General features: G+C 68.2%; 11 protein-coding genes. 3 read left to right on the top strand and 8 right to left on the bottom strand.

The window, feature by feature from the left end:
* Positions 1–12: 12 nt before the first annotated feature.
* The 5 genes from Poly30_RS22070 to Poly30_RS22085 form a co-directional block, all read right to left on the bottom strand.
* Positions 13–522: a hypothetical protein gene (locus tag Poly30_RS22070; RefSeq protein WP_145202508.1), complete on the bottom strand. Its 510-nt coding sequence runs from the start codon at positions 520–522 to the stop codon at positions 13–15.
* 2 nt (positions 523–524) lie between these two features.
* A complete protein-coding gene (locus tag Poly30_RS28815; protein WP_419190498.1) occupies positions 525–650 on the bottom strand; it encodes a hypothetical protein in 126 nt (41 codons plus the stop codon).
* Between the two features lie 37 nt (positions 651–687).
* On the bottom strand, positions 688–1,998 hold the full coding sequence (locus Poly30_RS22075) for a hypothetical protein (protein WP_145202511.1): 1,311 nt from the start codon (positions 1,996–1,998) through the stop codon (positions 688–690).
* Between the two features lie 25 nt (positions 1,999–2,023).
* Positions 2,024–3,781, bottom strand: coding sequence for an alginate O-acetyltransferase AlgX-related protein (locus tag Poly30_RS22080; RefSeq protein ID WP_145202514.1), 1,758 nt, complete (start codon positions 3,779–3,781; stop codon positions 2,024–2,026).
* A gap of 143 nt (positions 3,782–3,924) precedes the next feature.
* Positions 3,925–5,739, bottom strand: coding sequence for an alginate O-acetyltransferase AlgX-related protein (locus Poly30_RS22085; protein WP_145202517.1), 1,815 nt, complete (start codon positions 5,737–5,739; stop codon positions 3,925–3,927).
* 172 nt (positions 5,740–5,911) lie between these two features.
* On the opposite strand from Poly30_RS22085, the gene Poly30_RS22090 reads away from it, so the two are divergent.
* Positions 5,912–7,999, top strand: coding sequence for a sigma-70 family RNA polymerase sigma factor (locus Poly30_RS22090; protein ID WP_419190499.1), 2,088 nt, complete (start codon positions 5,912–5,914; stop codon positions 7,997–7,999).
* Positions 8,000–8,031: 32 nt separating this feature from the next.
* Here the strand turns inward: Poly30_RS22090 and Poly30_RS22095 are convergent, their stop codons facing one another.
* Entirely contained in the window at positions 8,032–8,415 is a 384-nt protein-coding gene (locus tag Poly30_RS22095; protein ID WP_145202524.1) for a hypothetical protein, read from the bottom strand.
* Between the two features lie 237 nt (positions 8,416–8,652).
* On the opposite strand from Poly30_RS22095, the gene Poly30_RS22100 reads away from it, so the two are divergent.
* Both Poly30_RS22100 and Poly30_RS22105 read left to right on the top strand, forming a co-directional pair.
* Positions 8,653–10,500, top strand: a complete 1,848-nt coding sequence (locus Poly30_RS22100; RefSeq protein WP_145202527.1) for a hypothetical protein — start codon at positions 8,653–8,655, stop codon at positions 10,498–10,500.
* Positions 10,501–10,670: 170 nt separating this feature from the next.
* Positions 10,671–11,627: an NAD(P)-dependent alcohol dehydrogenase gene (locus Poly30_RS22105; RefSeq protein WP_419190500.1), complete on the top strand. Its 957-nt coding sequence runs from the start codon at positions 10,671–10,673 to the stop codon at positions 11,625–11,627.
* Positions 11,628–11,662: 35 nt separating this feature from the next.
* Here the strand turns inward: Poly30_RS22105 and Poly30_RS22110 are convergent, their stop codons facing one another.
* Together Poly30_RS22110 and Poly30_RS22115 are read right to left on the bottom strand one after the other, a co-directional pair.
* The gene (locus Poly30_RS22110; protein WP_145202534.1) at positions 11,663–12,136 is read right to left on the bottom strand and encodes a hypothetical protein; all 474 of its coding nucleotides are present in this window, start codon (positions 12,134–12,136) and stop codon (positions 11,663–11,665) included.
* A 63-nt stretch (positions 12,137–12,199) separates the two neighbouring features.
* Positions 12,200–15,313 carry a sigma-70 family RNA polymerase sigma factor gene (locus Poly30_RS22115; protein WP_145202537.1) on the bottom strand — a complete coding sequence of 1,038 codons (3,114 nt, stop codon included), beginning with the start codon at positions 15,311–15,313 and terminating at the stop codon, positions 12,200–12,202.
* Positions 15,314–15,335 lie beyond the last annotated feature (22 nt).

The following is a 15,335-nucleotide window of genomic DNA, read 5'->3' on the forward strand; positions in this document are numbered from 1 at the left end:
GGCGGCTGCCCTTCAGGGGAGAAACCGGATCGCCTCGATCAGCACAGGCGCCGTCGTGGGCCCGAACTCGAAGGTGACTCGATCTCCCTCATCGAACGTGAGCGGCCCGGGGAGCGCGAACATCAGCTCCCTCCATTCGCGTCGCGTGTTCCCGCCCTCGATGGCGGGCACCTCCGTCGCGCCGAGCTGAAGGCCGACGCGGTAGCTGAAGTCGCTCATCACACGGAGCGCCACGAAGCCCGCACCGCGAGCCTCGGTGGGGATCCGGTGGCTGATCTCCTTCTCCGCCTCGGAACGATCCAGGAACAGCACGATCCGATCCAGGAAGTTCTGAATGCGCGCCTTGCCCTCGGGCAGCGTCCAATCCTCCGCGTGCTCCTCCGACATGGCAATGGTCACGAGGGGCTGGATTCCACCTTCGGGGGCCTCGGAGGTCGGAGGGATGGGCTCACCGCAGCCCAGGGCTAACGCGAGGACCATGGCTGCGGCGAAGCGCTGGGGCGCGAGCGTGGACCGAAGCATGGTCAGTTGACGGGGTAGGAGAATTCGCTGCTCGGGTCTTCCAGCAGGAAGATCACGGCGATCACGATCACGGCGATCACCACCGTGAAAAGGACGATCCTGCGGACCGGGAGGGAAGAATCAGACATGGCGTGGGAGAAGTGGAGTGGCCCGGTAGAGGTACGCTCAGCGCTCCTCGCCGAGCATTTCGTCCAGACCGGCCGCGCTGGAAGCCAGGAACTCGGCCAGCGCGATGGAGCCGGGCGGGAAGAAGTGGCACGCGTCGCGGTAGAGAGTTTCGGTGCTCTTGGCGAAGAGCCTCGAGCCGTCGACGAAGTGAACGCCGCGCTCGCGAAGGCGCTCGCCCTCGGCGCGGAGGCGGGGGTACCCCACGTCCACGCCCTCTTCCCAGTGGGTCGAGATGCGGCAGTGGATCTTCTCCTGCTCCGACATGGGCTTGGCCCCTTCGTCGTGGAGCGTGGGCTGAAGTACGTGCAGGAGCGGAACGCCGTGGGCCCTGCAGATCGCGTCGACCGCGATCGCGGACTGAGCCCAGAACTGAATCATCCCGTCGAAGGCGGCCTCGGTATCGCCGGGCAGCTCCGGCCCGCGCAGGGCCACCGGCATCCCCGATGCGTTGCGTCGAGCCGAGAGCGCGGCCTTCGCGCCCGCGTGCCGCGCGCCGGGCCTGGAGAGCAGCGCATCGAGAACTCGCGCGCCGAAGGCGCTCCGATAAAGGCCGCTTCGAAGGCCCCCTTCCAGGAGCTTCCTCGATCGGCGCTGGGCCAGCTCCATCTCGACGAGGAGCGCGATGTCCTGGGCCGAGTAGTCCACCTCGGGGGTCAGGAAGGACCAGGTTCCGACCGGCGGATAAAGCGGATGCGCGCCCGCGTAGCGGTTCTCATTCGCGAGAGCGACCTCGTTGAAGCCGTCGAGCAGCACGACGAGATCAGGCTTCCACCCGAGCTGAAAGAGGAGATGGCAAAGGATGGAGGTCTGCGGCGCTTTCGTGCCAGCGCGAGCCTGGTTGTGCAGCCGCACCTGTCGGCCCGCGAGCCGCGGGTCCGCCGCAAGCGTCGCCTCGAACCGCTCCTGAGCCGCCTTCTCTTCCCCCATCAGCATCGCGACCGAACCGCCCAGGAGAACGACGTCGAAGACGTCTTCCGACTCGGGGGTGGCGAAGTACTCCGCGGAGGGCTGGTACTGGTCCAGAAGCTCCAGGAGATCGATGCCCATGTACGGCGATAGAACGGGCGTGCCGACGCGCGGAACGTCCGTGTCCTCGTTGGCTTCCTGGAGGTCCACGGCGCCCATGGCGATCGGCCCGTGGGGCCTTCGAATCCAGTCGAGCTGCCCCAGCCAGGCGTCGCGTACGACGCGTGAGGAGAACCCCTCACCCGTCACGGCGAGGTACGCCCGGTAGCCTCCCTCCAGCACGCCGAAGAGCAGGACGAGCACGAGGGCCGCCAGCCCGATGGTCCGGAGGAATCGCTTCATGGCGACACTCTACAGGAACGGGAGCTCAATCGCCGCGCGCGACGATCCGGACGTCGACATCGATTTCCTCACCGGTGGGTCCAGTGACGGAAACGCCCTCGAGAAAGCCGCCTCGAAAGCGCGTGAGGCCGAGGACCGCGCCGGGAGCCTGGACGTCCTTGAAGGACCAGACGGCCTCGACCGGGTCACCCTCGGGGGTCCGGCCGGACGCGCGGATCTCGATCGGTCCGGGTCCTGCCCGGGAGATCCACTGCAACTGAGCCACGTCGTCGCGTGCGATGCGCTCGGGGCCGCGCCAGGGACGCGCGCTCGCCGCTGGAGCCTCGAGGACCGGCACCATGTGGACCTTCGCAAGGCGCCCAGGAGGGTCGAGCGCGACGAGTTCGATGGCCCTGCCGATCTCTCTACCCTCGACGATGGGAAGGTAGGTGATGCTGCGCCCAGGCGCTGCCTTCCAGGTGAACGCGATGCCGTCGAGGCGAAGCTCCCAGCGGCTGGGCGCTTCGCTTTCGATCTCGATCTGAAGCGCGACGGCACCGTCGCCGCTGGAGAGGATCCGGCCCGCCGGGTAGCGGAACGACCCGCCTCCAGCGGCCCGGCCCGGGGGCGACGCCCACTCCAGGGGCTGGGCGGTACGAAGCGGCAGGAGCGCGAAGACCTGGGTGATCCCGAGCTGCACCCGCTGGAGCCCCTTCCCGACCATGAACATCTCGTGCAGAGGAAACTCCACGAAGATCGTCCCGGGGAGCGGACGCCCGGCGTACTGCGCCAGCACGAACGCGAGCGACGCGCCGAAGGGAGTCGCGGCCATGGCGACCTTGCCGAGCCTGGAGGCCGTCGCGAGCGACAGATGCGCGTGGAAGTCGAAGTCCGCCGTGAAGCTCGTGCCCGCGAGGACCGCCCAGGGACGGTCGGCAGCCTGCGGGATGTCCTCGGGCGCCAGGATCACCCGCTCGACCTGCCCCTTCGGAAAGAGGGCGCCGGGCGGATAGGTCTCGCCGATGCCGATCGAATCGAGCAACGCGGCTCGGGCGGGCTCCTCGCGGCGAGTGACCGCAAAGCCCTCGAACCGCGCTTCCTCCGGCGCCGGGTAGAGCCTCGCCACCTCGGCCGCCAGGGCCGCCTGGCCGACGTCGCTCCAGTGGGTATCGAGCGGCAGGTACGACGCCCCCGACGGCAGCTCGCCCCAGGCACGCCCCGCATCGACGACCCGCGCGCCGTCCCCGAGGAGTCCATCGATCAGCATCCGGTCGACCGAGGGATCGAAGTCCTCCAGCAGAGAGAATCCTTCGGGCAGCAACGCCTCGGCCGCGGTCGCCTTGCGAGGCACGGGGATCCAGACCAGGCGAGTACCTCGACCGGAAAGCCGCCGGTCCATCGCCAGACAGAGCCTTCCCATGAGGGCCACCGATCGCTCGGCTTCCGCCGCCGAGATCATGGCGCGATCCCGAAGGAAGAGCCATCCCTCGCGCCCGACCACGACGTCCCCGGTGGCGCTCCCGAGGTAGCGCGTGACGAAGGCAATCCAGTAGGGAGCCACCCGACGTCGAACGCGCGAGTTCAGGCGAAGGTGCCGCTCGGCGAGCTGGGCCAGGCTTCCGTCGGCGAAGTGCGCGGATCCGGCGAGCGCCTTCTCGCGCGCGCGCTCCTGCCCGACGAGTCGCGGCGGCCCCAGGGGCGCGACCTGATCCGCCAGCGCGGTCGCCAGCAGAAGCGCCAGGAAGAACGCCCCGGGCCAGGTGAGCCCCCGCGTCCGCTGCGGCGTTTCTACGAGCTCCTCCATCGCCCCCATGGTATCGCCGCGCGGTCTCAGTCCAGCTGCTTCACGCGAATCTGCCGCGGAGTGGCGTGGGCGCGGGTGTACCGTTCACTGAGCACGTTCTCCATGTCGGCACGGGAGTAGCCCGCCACTCCTCGCTCCCAGGCTCACCGCGCGCGGATCTGGCCCGCGACGACTCCGCGAGCCCCGGGCCCCGCTCCCACGAGCTCCAGTCGCTCGAGCCGGCCGCCTTCGAAGGGGCCGAGGGTCACGATCAAGAATCGCACGCGCCGGGCCCCGGGGAACTCCCACCGAGCTTCCGCTGGCTCGCCGTTCGCATCGGTCCCCTGCGCGATCAGCTGCACCGCTCCCGACGTGAACTCGTCCCACGTGAGAGCCAGCGCGTCGAGGGCGGCGATCCCGAGGTTCGGAGTCGCCGTCCAGCGACCCGGAACATGGTCTTCCCCCTCGAACCGGACCCCCTTCGCGAGATCCGCGTCCGTGACGACGTGCGCTCTGACGGACGTACCGAACGACGCCTCGTTCTTCGGACGAAGCGCCACGTGGAAGTCCGGCGCGCCCCCCTCCACGATGGGAAAGGCCCGGCTCCGAACGCCGCGGTTGGCGCCGATCTCGATGTCGACGCCGCTCGTCACGAAATCCCACCGCGAGTCTTCCTCTCCGTCGAAGTCGAAGCGAATCCCGACGATGCCGTCCCCGCTGGACAGGATCGAACCTGCGCCGTAGCTCAACAGAGGCTGTCCCACACGCGGCTTCCCTACGTGGGGCGCCGCCAGGTAATCATCGAGCACCTCGCTCGCTCTTTCCAGGTAGTTCGACTGCCGCGCCATACCGAGCACCGCCCGGATCGTCGGGCCGGAACCGCGGCTGATCATCGGCGCCTGGTGAATCGGAAACTCCGAGATGACGAACGGCGGAATCGAATCCGGAGACCGCGGGAGGATCGTGTTCTGGAGGGAGATCAGCGGCATCTGGCCCGGCTGGCTCGCATCTTCGACCCGCGCCTGAAGCTCCTGCGCGAGCAGCGCACGGACCCAGAAGAGCGCGCTGAAGCTGGTGCCCACATGGAGGATCTCCGACCCGATCTCGCGGCTGTCGATCTGCTGCTCGAGCCCCGGAGGCAAGAGCTCCAGCGCGGGGCTGGAGACGACCTCGAACCAGTCGTTCGCGGGGTGCCCGCGGTCGACGCCCGCGAACCGGAGCGAGCTCTGGTAGGTGCGCTCGTCGAGTTCGCGGATCTCGATCGGACTCGTGTTCGTCGGGAGGCTCGTGGCCTGACTCCTGATCGCCTTCACGTAGGCGAGGCGCGCGGGGAACGCCCAGTGAGAGTCGAACGGTAGGTACGTCTCCTCTGGAGTGAGCTCGATCCAGGCCGGAGCCACGTCCACGGTCGTCACGCCGCGCCGACGAAGCGCCCTGACAACGAGCGGATCGTAGTCGAGGCCGGGGTCGATGCCATCGGGCAGACGCTCGACGCACGTCGAGGCTTTGCGCGGCAGCGGCACGCAGATCAGCTCGGACCCGTTCGCGGCCAGCGAACGCCGAACGAGCCCGTAGAGATTGGCGAGGTGCTCGTGCCCGGTGAGCCTCTGCTCGGGATCGAGCACTACGCGCTCCCGCAGGAACAACCAGCTGTCCTTACCGACGATCACGTCGCGGTTCGGCGTATCCCCGAGCTTCAGCATGGCCGCGGCCCAGTAAGGCGCGAGCCAGCGCCGGACGCGGCCGCGCAGCCGAAAATCGGTCTCCACGGCCCGGGCGAGCGAACCGTCCCACAGCTCCAGGTCCGACTCCGCCGCGAGCTGATCCCGTCGCTCCTGGCCGACGAGCTGAAGGGGCTCGGGTGCAAACAGGACCTCGGCCGCGCCCGTACAGACGAGGACCGCCAGGAACACGGCCGCGACGAAGGCGCGAACGGGCTGGCGGCCGACGGCCTGGTCGGGTTCGATGAGGTCTTCCATGGGGTGAGTCGCGGCGCGCGGCCGCGGTCCGACATCCTACGGGAACCGCATGAAGCCTCCCGGGGGACTTCCGCCAGACAGATCGCGCCCGGATTTCTGAAGGGTCCAGGCAGATCATGGACACTCCTGTGCGGACCTCCGCAGAACCGCACCTCTGACTCTCCCCCTCGCCGTGACCCTCTCCCCTACAACCCATCGCCCAGGCGACGACGACCCGGCCGAATCCTGGCTCGGGCACCTCGACTGGATCCGCCGCCTGGCCGTGCGCCTGGCGCGGGACGAGGCGGCCGCGGACGACCTGGTGCAGCGGACGGCGCTGGTCGCGCTCGAGCGCAAGAACGCCCTGCACGCCGCCAGAATGAGCGGTGGCGTCCGCGGCTGGCTGCGCGGGATCCTGCACAACGAGGCGCGCGCGGGCTGGCGCAAGGATCGGCACCGGGCGAATCGGGAGCGCGACCACGCCCTGGCCCGCCCGCCGATCGCGCTCGTTCCCGGCGACGACGACGAGCGACTCGACCTCACGAAACGCGTGGTGTCCGCCGTGGAGCAGCTCGACGAGCCGTACCGCTCGGCCATCCTCGCGCGCTACTTCGATGGTCGCGGTGTGGCGGAGATCGCTGGCGCCATGGGGGTCTCCCCTCGCACCATCGAAACGCGCCTTCGTCGCGGGCGCGAGAAGCTCCGGGAGGAGCTGAGTCGCCACGATAGATCCCACGGCACGGACACCTCCTGGGCCGCGTTCGCGCTGGTCAGCTGGACCGACAGGCCAGCGACGTCCCTCGCCGCTGCATCCACCGTTTCCAGTGGTCTCTCACCTCTTCCCTGGCTCGCCCTCATGAATGTCAAAGTCCTTGTCGGAGCAGGCGCAACGCTCGCGGCTCTCCTCATCGGCGCAAGCTGGTGGAACCTCCCCCGACCGGAGCCCGTATTTCCGTCCAGAATCACTGCTGAGAGCGCTGACCTCGCTGCCCCCACACCGCTGGCCAATGTCTCCAGGCCAGTCGTCGCGCGCGACTCGCTTCCCGAGTCTCTTCCGGAGCCGGGTCCCGCGCCGACGGAGAGGCTCCGGCTTGAAGACCTTCCGCCGCCGCCGGCTGGAACCCTCGACGTGTGGATCGTGGACGAAGACGATCACCCGATCGCAGGTGCCAAGATCACGCTGGTCCAGGGCAGCAAGATGTACTCCGGGTGGGCGCCTCCCAGAATTCCCGACGACGCGCTCCGGACGGAGCGCACGGTCCCGGAGGCGGTGCCTGGCCGGCCCTTCGAGCCCGTGCGATTCGAGGAACTCGAGAGAGACAGCTGGCACCTCGAGGTCGTGACCCCCAAGGGAACGAAGCGGTCCGGTTCCGCTCGGCTGGAAAGAAACAAGGGGACGTCCCTTGTCTTCCGCTTCGGAACCGCGGTCGTGTTCGGCACCGTGGTGGATCCGTCGGCGGGCCGTCAACCGATCCCTGACGCGTACCTCACACTGTCCGGCCAGCATGCTGAAACGGACGATCAAGGGCGCTACCGATTCGAAGAGCTCACCGCCGGGCAGCAAGATCTGTGGCTGATGCCAGGCGTCTGGAACGACGTGACGGAGACTGCCCGGCAGATCCCACGCCGCTTCGTCAAGCTCCACCTCGAGCACGGCGAAGCGCGACAGGTCGACTTTCCGCCCTCCCTCGAGAACGGTGGATCGATCCTGCGTGGCCGTGTGGTCGACGCCGACGGTGAGGTGGTCCAATCCACTGATTTCCTGTTCCGCAGCGCCGAGATCTGGGTCAAGACGCGGAACGAACCGCGGATGGAAGTGACCGAGCCTCCTCCCTTGGAAAGCCTGGAGCAGAGAACGACCTATGGACTGGACGGAACCTTCGAGTTCCACATCCGATCAGGAGTCTACGAGGTTCAGATCACGTCACCCAACCACGGCAAGCGCATCCATGTCACGGAGACCGCGCCTCTCCTGCTGCGGCCGGGCGAGGTCACGACGGTCGACTACACGCTTCCTGGTATCACCCTGCGCGGCCAGCTTCCAACTGGCGTTGCAGGTCCGTCGATGGGCGAGGTCCAGCGCACCGTCGGCGCGCGCAAGCGCCACGTGACCTCGGGCGGTGGAGTCCTCAGTGGTTTTGCCGAAGAGAGTGGCGCCTTTGTGATCTATGGCCTTTCTCCCGGAGACTGGATCGTCGAGGCTTGCCGTGGAAGTTACGAGGCCGAGCTGACGATCCATGAGGGCGACCGCGCAGCCTCGGTGCAGCTGCAGAAGAAGTAGCGTGAGAGGACCGGGCGAAGAGACCACGACGGCTACCGATGCGTCGCCGGCAGCAGCGCCGTGAAAACATCCGGGGCCCGGAAGATGAGCCACTGGAGCGACCCGAGATAGACGAGCCCCAGAAGCGCTCCGGCGAAGTGAGCGCGCCGCAGAGTCGCGTCGCGCCTCCGGGAAAGATGCAGTTCGCGGGCCAGTAAGCCGGCCAATAAGAGATTCAGAATCGTCAGCCCGGAGCCAAGACGGTCCCACCCAGAACCGTAGTCAGGGTCGCCGCCCACCTCGGGAAAGCGCAGGGTCGCCAGGAAGTAGAGGCTCGCAAAGCGCAGCAGCGTGCCATAGACGAGCACGGCCAGCACGACGGGCCTCAGGACCCAATGGGCCTGGTGGAAGCGATGGGTGGAGGCGGGAAGTCTCATGTTCAGAGGATACGCCTGCCCGAGCCGGCCATTCAGTTCCGCGGACTCTACTCCGATAGCGCGAAGCCCGCCCCAGTGCCGCCGGAAGGCAGCGCCCGTGGCAGCTTTGGGTCGGGTCCAGTACCGCCAAGAATGGCGGCCTTTCGTCAGCGTGCTACGATTCGAAGCTCGAAGGCCGCGCCGATCCGGGGCGTGGCTTCAGGTCTCGTTTCCGGTCCGCTTCCGTCGAATTCTGCCATGAATCTTCCGCTCGTGCTCGCCGCCGCCGTCTCCGCCGCCTTGGCCACGGGCCAGGAACCTGAGCTCCTCGTCACCCTTCCCGCGACCGGTGGCCAAAGCGGGTTCGGGCTTTTGATGATTGCGACCCAGGACCTCGACGGTGACGGCCGGTCGGACGTGGGCATTCCGTCAGCGCTGGGTCGTTCGGGACGGTTCCAGGCGGTGTCCTCCGTCGACCTGAGTCCGTTGCTCGACGTGGCGTCCGATCGCTTGAGCCTCTTCTGCGCGCAGGTCGGCGATGCGACCGGTGACGGTATCCGGGATCTCCTCTGTTTCGATGTGGAAGGCACGACAGGCCGTCTCTCGATCGTGGACTCGGCGAACGGAGACCTCGTCACGAAAGTAGATCCCCTTCACAACCTCGGTGGCACCAGCTTCCAGGCGATCAACCTTCCGTTCGGCCCGGCTCCGGATGTGAACGGTGATGGCCGCCGAGACTTCTGGATGCAATCGAAGAGCTCAGGATCGGGCTCCACCAACTTCTTCGAGGTGAGATCCGGTGCAGCGCCCTCACAGACTCTCTACGTGGTGACAGGGGACAACCGCTTCGAATCGGTGGACGTGATCGGAGACGTGACGGGCGACGGAGTCGAAGAGTTTGCGGTGGGCGATACGATCACCGAGGCGGGTCCGGGGTTCTTCCAGCGAGGCGAAGTTCGGATCGTCTCCGGAGCCACGGGGGCCACGCTCACCAGGATCGCGGGGACCAGCGATACCTTCGACTTCGGATCGTTCGTTCGCAGTGTGGGCGATGTCGATGGCGACGGACTGCCGGATTTCGGGGCGGCGCTTCGGGAAGTCGCCACCCCCCAGGTCCGGATCTACTCGGGCAGCAATGGAGCGTTGATCCATACGCTCGTCGATCCGATCAACACGCTCAGCTCGGACTTCGGTGACGCCATTTCTGGCGTCGGAGACGTCGACGGAGACGGGGTGAACGACATCGGGGTGGGCTCACCCGGCTACAGCGAAACGCTGGTGAACCAGGGGGCGGCCTACGTTTTCTCCGGAGCGACCGGTGATCTCCTCGCGGCCACCTACGGCACGGCGATCTCCGACTCCATGGGCTCTTCCATCCGCGGCGCTGGGGACGTCAACGGCGACGGAAGGGAGGATTGGCTCGTTGGCTCGCCTTCCAACTTCACCATGCCGGGCCGCATCGAAGGCTACGGCCTGGTCCAGACCGAGGTCGTCATCGACTTCGAGGTCGCGGACGACTTCTCGACCCCCATCGCGAACGGGGCTGCGCTCGAGGAAGTGTTCAGCACGCTCGTCTCGATTCGTTCGATGGGCCCGGGTCAGGTCGGCCCTGCCGCGTTCGACTCGTCGATCTCGGGCCCCAACGACGGGGGTGCCGATCCGGACCTTCTGGTCGGACGCGGCAATCTCCTGATCCTGCAGGAGGATGCGACCCAGTCGACGCCTGGGATCTACGACTTCCCTGACGACGCGAGCCAGGGGGGAACGCTTCAGATCCAGATCCTTCAGCCGGCGGAGCCGCTCTCCCTGGTACTGGTCGACATTTGCCCTGCCCCGACCCCCCAGGACGCCGTGGTACGGCTCGTGGACGCCAGCAGGCGGACGCGAACCTTCAGGGTACCGACGGGCTTCACGGCAGACGGCGAACTCGCGCCCAGACTGGCGGCACGGACACTGCAACTGGACACGCTGGCCGATCAACCGGGCTACGTGGCCACCGCGACGGCGACGGAAGACCCGGGGTTCGATTCGACCCGCGTCGTCCTGATCCTGGTCCAGCTCCGCGGCTCCGGGGCCGTGGACGACCTGCGCTTGCGCTTGCGATAGCCTGCGCGATTCATGAGATGGAGCCACCGTCGAGCCCCCTGGCTCTGCTGCGTACCCGGCGAGCTCCACGACATACGTAGCCGAAGCCAAGAATCTCGATGACACCTTCGAACACCCCCCCTACACGGGATCCGAGGCCGTATCCACTGTCACTCGAGCTCCCCGCCACCATGCGCGCGGCCACCTATGCGCGCTACGGCACGCCCGAAGTGATCGAGCTGCGCGACCTGCCGCTGCCGACCATCGGGGAAGGCGACGTGCTCATCCGCACGCGCGCGGCGGTGGTCGGGATGGGCGACTGGCGAATGCTGATCGCCGACCCGTTCGCCGTGCGCTTCTACCAGGGACTGTTCACGATCAAGCGACCCGTGCTTGGCTGGGGCCTCTCAGGCGAGGTCGCGGCGGTGGGTGCGAGCGTTCAGCGCTTCGCCGTCGGTGACGAGGTGTTCGGCGAGTCTCCCGAAGCCGGAGGCTTCGCGCAGTTCGCGGCCGTGTCGGAAGCGCATCTGGCCCTGAAGCCCGAGCGGATCACCCACGGCCAGGCCGCTGCGACGCCCGTGGCGGGCCTCACCGCCCTCCAGGGCCTGCGCGATGTGGGCCAGCTCGCCAGCAGACCGTCCGGCCCTCCACCCCGGGTGCTCGTGATCGGCGCGGGCGGTGCGGTGGGCTCGGCGGCCACCTCGATCGCGAAGATCCTTGGCGCCCACGTGACAGGTCTGGATGGCGCCGCCAAGCATCCCTTCGTCCTCGCCCATGGAGCCGATGCGGTCCTCGATCGCGCGACGGACGACTTCACGGCGAGCCATGAGCCCTGGGACGTCATCCTCGACATGGTGGGCCGCGCCCCCATCGCCGCCTGCCGACGCGCGCTCACCCCGAACGGGCGCTACGTGGCGGTGTCCGGCAAGCTTCGCCGCACCGCATGGCTCTCCATGTTCGGAGGACCGCGAATGGCGGGCATGATCGCGAAGCCGAACCCGGCGGATCTCGAGCAGCTGCGCGTCTGGCTCGCGGACGGACAACTGGCCCCGATCGTCGCGCGCACCTACACGCTGGAGCGAACGGCGGACGCGCTGCGCCAGGTCGGCGCCGGGGGCAACCTCGGTGCGATCGTGGTCGAGGGCTGAGACCGACGAAGGCCCACGGGCGGAAACCCAGGAGCTCAGAAGCCGCTCGCGCCCCCCATCTTGACGAGGGGAAGCTCCCGCTGGGCTTCGCCCAGGGTGACGAGGACCCAAGAGTCTTCGCGACGTTCCGCCCTCGCACTCTGGAAGGACACGATGAGCTGGGCGGTTTCCTCTTCCGGTGTGAAAGTCACCGCTCGACCGTCCAGGGCCCAGGATCCACTGGATTGCCCGTCGCCTGCGAAGGGCCCGGCGCAGCCATCGACCGCCATGGTGCCCTGGAAGAACCGAGCGACGTAGGTGCCGTCCAGCCGAAGTTCGAGGTCTCTCACCAAACGGCAGCCCGGATGCTGGACCTCGTAGTTCCCTGACCAGATCGAGGCGGCAGATCGCGCGCTCTGGTCCCCGTCCGAAGCGGGCGCCCGTGGACCACATCCTCCGACCCAGGCGCCCAGGAGACAGATCGTGGAGAAGACCCTTCGTCTGGCCTGGATGAAGGGGTGCTGGGACATGCCATGGACTACGGATCGGCCTTCTCGAAGTTGGCCGATGTTCCTGCCAGCGCCGAGCCCCCCTTACCGCCCTGTGGTGGCGACCTCCCCCGCCCCCAGCGTCAGATCCTCGAGGGCGTCGATCCCGTCGAAGTCCTGCAAACTCTGCTGGACCATCACCTCCAGCGTCGACACGCGGCTCACGCTTCCTGCGGGGAACGGGCGGGTGCTCCCCTCCGGAGGCAATGGGGCGATTGCGAATGCACCGCCCCCGCCGCGCCACAGCAGGCTCTCGGTCTCGGGGTCCGCGCTCGGCCCCGTCCGGATCTCTCCGAAGCCCAAGGTCAGGTCCCGGTCGTTGGTACCGGCGCCGAGGACGACGGGGATCGCCATGCGCAGCGCGGTCGTATCCTCGCCCGAGGCCGCGTCCGTGAGGAGCAAGAGGTACGAGCCAGGAAGACCCGCGGGCAGCTCGAACGTGCCGTCCACGCCCACGCGCACCTCCGCTTCGTAGCTTCCGTCCTGAAGACCGCTCTCCGATGCGTTCAAGGAAGCGCGCAGCCGCGTCGGGTCGAAGCCCTTGAGATCGAGCCGGCCCCGCAGCCTCGCCCGGGGTAGCGCTCCGCCGACGGCGATGTCATGACGGGTGACGGCTCCCTCCATCACCCGAGCATCCCCCTCGATGGTTCGGTACGGTCGGCCCCACGTGGACATGGAGCTCCCGATTCCTGTCGGGATCATCTCCGGTACGACCCGTAGGAAGCAGGGCCCCGGGGTCACGTGGTCGAAGCGGTAGTCGCCGTCGAGATCGGTGCGCACCGTGCGCACCAACCCATCGCCGCGGGACAGGAGCACGACGTACTCCTGGCGGAGCGTATCCCCGTCGAACACTCGACCTTCGACGGCGCCGCCGGGCGTGAGAGCCAGCTCCACGCCAGTCAGGCCTTCGTTCTCGTCGTAGTCGAAGGGCCCGAACTCGGCGGCGGCGTAGCCCTCCCCCTCCGCTCGAAGCACGAAGCGGCCGCGGGCCTGCGGCGTCAGCGCGAAGCCGCCGGCCTCATCGGTGACCCCGGTCGCCTTCGTGTCCGTGTCCACGAGCGACGGAAGCCCGACGATCTCCACCTTCCCGCTCGCGATCTCCCGCACGCTCAAGCGCGCGCCTTCGACCGGCTGGCCGCCTGCTTTCACCGTACCGGTGAGCTGCGGGATCGGACGAAGCTGGATCGGCAGCACGGCGGGAACGTCTGGATCGATCGGAAGCGCCTCGTAGTCCTGTGAGAAGTCCGCGTACCCGTTGCCCTCGATGGTCAGCAAGAACTCGGCCAGAGGGCGCGCTAGCTCGATCATTCCGTCGCTGTCCGTGCGCCCGTACGTGCCCAGCGAATCGCTCACCATCACTCCCACCTGCGCGTCAGCCACAGGCTCCCCGCCGCGCCCCTTGACCACGATCCGGAACGACGCGGGCGGCGCCAGAGAAACGACCATGTCGAGCGTCCCTGCGGCCACATCCCCTCGAAACGCGCCCGGTAGTCCACCGCTCCTTTCCGTGAACCACATATCCACCGACACGCCCTTCGGAACGACGACGACGAAACGTCCTTCCCCGTTGGTGACTCTGGCGCTCGAGCTGTTCGAGAAGAACCGACTCCACTCCAGTCGGATCCCGGCGTACGGCGCGGGCGCGCCCTCGGAGTCCAGCACCACTCCCTCGATGCGCGTCTCGACGGGGATCTCCTCGACGGTGATCACGACGTTGTCCAGGAGCTCACCGGGTGCCGCCCTCTGCGAAGAGAGCCCGCCCGTCCAGATCCCGTCATCGCTCTCCACCTGAACATCGACCTCGCCCGCGAGCACGCCGCGGAGTCGGAATCGACCGAGGTCATCCGTCCTGGCCTCCGTTCGACCGAGCCCGGTCCCTGAGAAGCTGCTGATGCCGCCGCCGGAGCTCACGCGGCGCATCTGCCCTTCTGTGGAAACGGTCAGGCCGGGCATCGGCTCGCCCCGGGGATTCACGACGCGACCCGCGAGGTCGCCGCCCGGTCGCAGCACGAAATCCCCGACATCGGTGGCCTCGCCGCGGGCGCCCTTCACGTTCATCCGGTCGGCCGCGTGACCGAAGTGACGGACCACCAGGGTCGCGTCCAGGAAGGGCGATCCCAGGAAGACGTCGATCTCGGCGCGGCCATCGGCGCCGCTCAGCACGGGCTTGCCGGTGCGAGCGCTCACCTCGGCTCCCTCCACCGGACGCGCTTCTTCGTCGACCACTCGAACGCGGAACGTGCCGATCATCGAGTCCGGTTCCACGGGGGCGGCGGCGCTGACTTCGGGGCTCTCTTCGACGAGACCCACTCGATCCGCCTCCCCCGACCTGCCCGGCGCGCCCGGCTCCGCCAGCGTGAACCCGGCCCCAATGTCGGCCTCGGTGGACCCCACCGAACGATCCAGGTCAGCGACTTCCGAAGCCGAGAGCAACGGCGGCGCGACCCGGCGTTCGAACAGTTTATCGGGCGAGCCCAGCAGAACGAAGGCGACCAGAGCCACCGAAGCCAGCAACAGTCCCGCGACCCACTTCATGCCCCAGGACAGCCCCTTCGCCGACGCGGTGGCCGCGTCGACGCCCGGAGCAGGCAAGCCCAGCCCTGACCCACTCCAGCCCAGCGGCGCCACCGCCGCGAGCCACGCGCTTCGATCCCCGCCGTGCTTCCGGTCCAGCTCTTCGCGCAGGTGATCCAGCGCCCGCTTGATCTTTGACCGCACCGTGCCCGCGCTGCGATCCGATCGACGCGCGATTTCGGCCGCGGAGAGTCCCTCGTGGTAGCGCAGCAGCACCAGGTGCCGCGAGTCCTCGTCGAGGGTCAGAAGCGCGCTGAGAAGGAGCTTCTGCCCCTCCGCGAACGTCGTCATCTCGAGCGCCGAGGGCAGAGCCTCAGCCGGCGCCGCCTCGCGCTCCCGGTAGGCACGCCGGCCCTCCGCGCGCCCGCGCTGTCTCACCACGTTGCGCACCACGCTCCCGAGCCAGGACCGCCGGGCGCCGGCCCCCTCGAACCCGCGCGGAGCCCGCTGCAGCGCGAGAATCATCGATTCCTGAACCACGTCATCGGCCGTTGCCTCGTCCGCGACAAGGTGCCTGGCCAGGGAGCGTGCCCAGCCGTGGTGGTGAAGAAGGTCCTCGGTCGTCCAGGTGGTTGGCGGTTGCATGGTCGTCAGATGCCGCCCCTCC

The organism is Saltatorellus ferox (genome assembly GCA_007751475.1).
In the GTDB taxonomy this organism is placed as follows: domain Bacteria; phylum Planctomycetota; class UBA1135; order UBA1135.

Coding starts and splice junctions, on each gene's coding strand:
- Poly30_RS22100 (WP_145202527.1), top strand. CDS start 8,653: ATGAATCTTCCGCTCGTGCTCGCCGCCGCCGTCTCCGCCGCCTTGGCC.
- Poly30_RS22105 (WP_419190500.1), top strand. CDS start 10,671: ATGCGCGCGGCCACCTATGCGCGCTACGGCACGCCCGAAGTGATCGAG.
- Poly30_RS22085 (WP_145202517.1), bottom strand. CDS start 5,739: ATGGAAGACCTCATCGAACCCGACCAGGCCGTCGGCCGCCAGCCCGTT.
- Poly30_RS22070 (WP_145202508.1), bottom strand. CDS start 522: ATGCTTCGGTCCACGCTCGCGCCCCAGCGCTTCGCCGCAGCCATGGTC.
- Poly30_RS22080 (WP_145202514.1), bottom strand. CDS start 3,781: ATGGAGGAGCTCGTAGAAACGCCGCAGCGGACGCGGGGGCTCACCTGG.
- Poly30_RS28815 (WP_419190498.1), bottom strand. CDS start 650: ATGTCTGATTCTTCCCTCCCGGTCCGCAGGATCGTCCTTTTCACGGTG.
- Poly30_RS22095 (WP_145202524.1), bottom strand. CDS start 8,415: ATGAGACTTCCCGCCTCCACCCATCGCTTCCACCAGGCCCATTGGGTC.
- Poly30_RS22075 (WP_145202511.1), bottom strand. CDS start 1,998: ATGAAGCGATTCCTCCGGACCATCGGGCTGGCGGCCCTCGTGCTCGTC.
- Poly30_RS22115 (WP_145202537.1), bottom strand. CDS start 15,313: ATGCAACCGCCAACCACCTGGACGACCGAGGACCTTCTTCACCACCAC.
- Poly30_RS22110 (WP_145202534.1), bottom strand. CDS start 12,136: ATGTCCCAGCACCCCTTCATCCAGGCCAGACGAAGGGTCTTCTCCACG.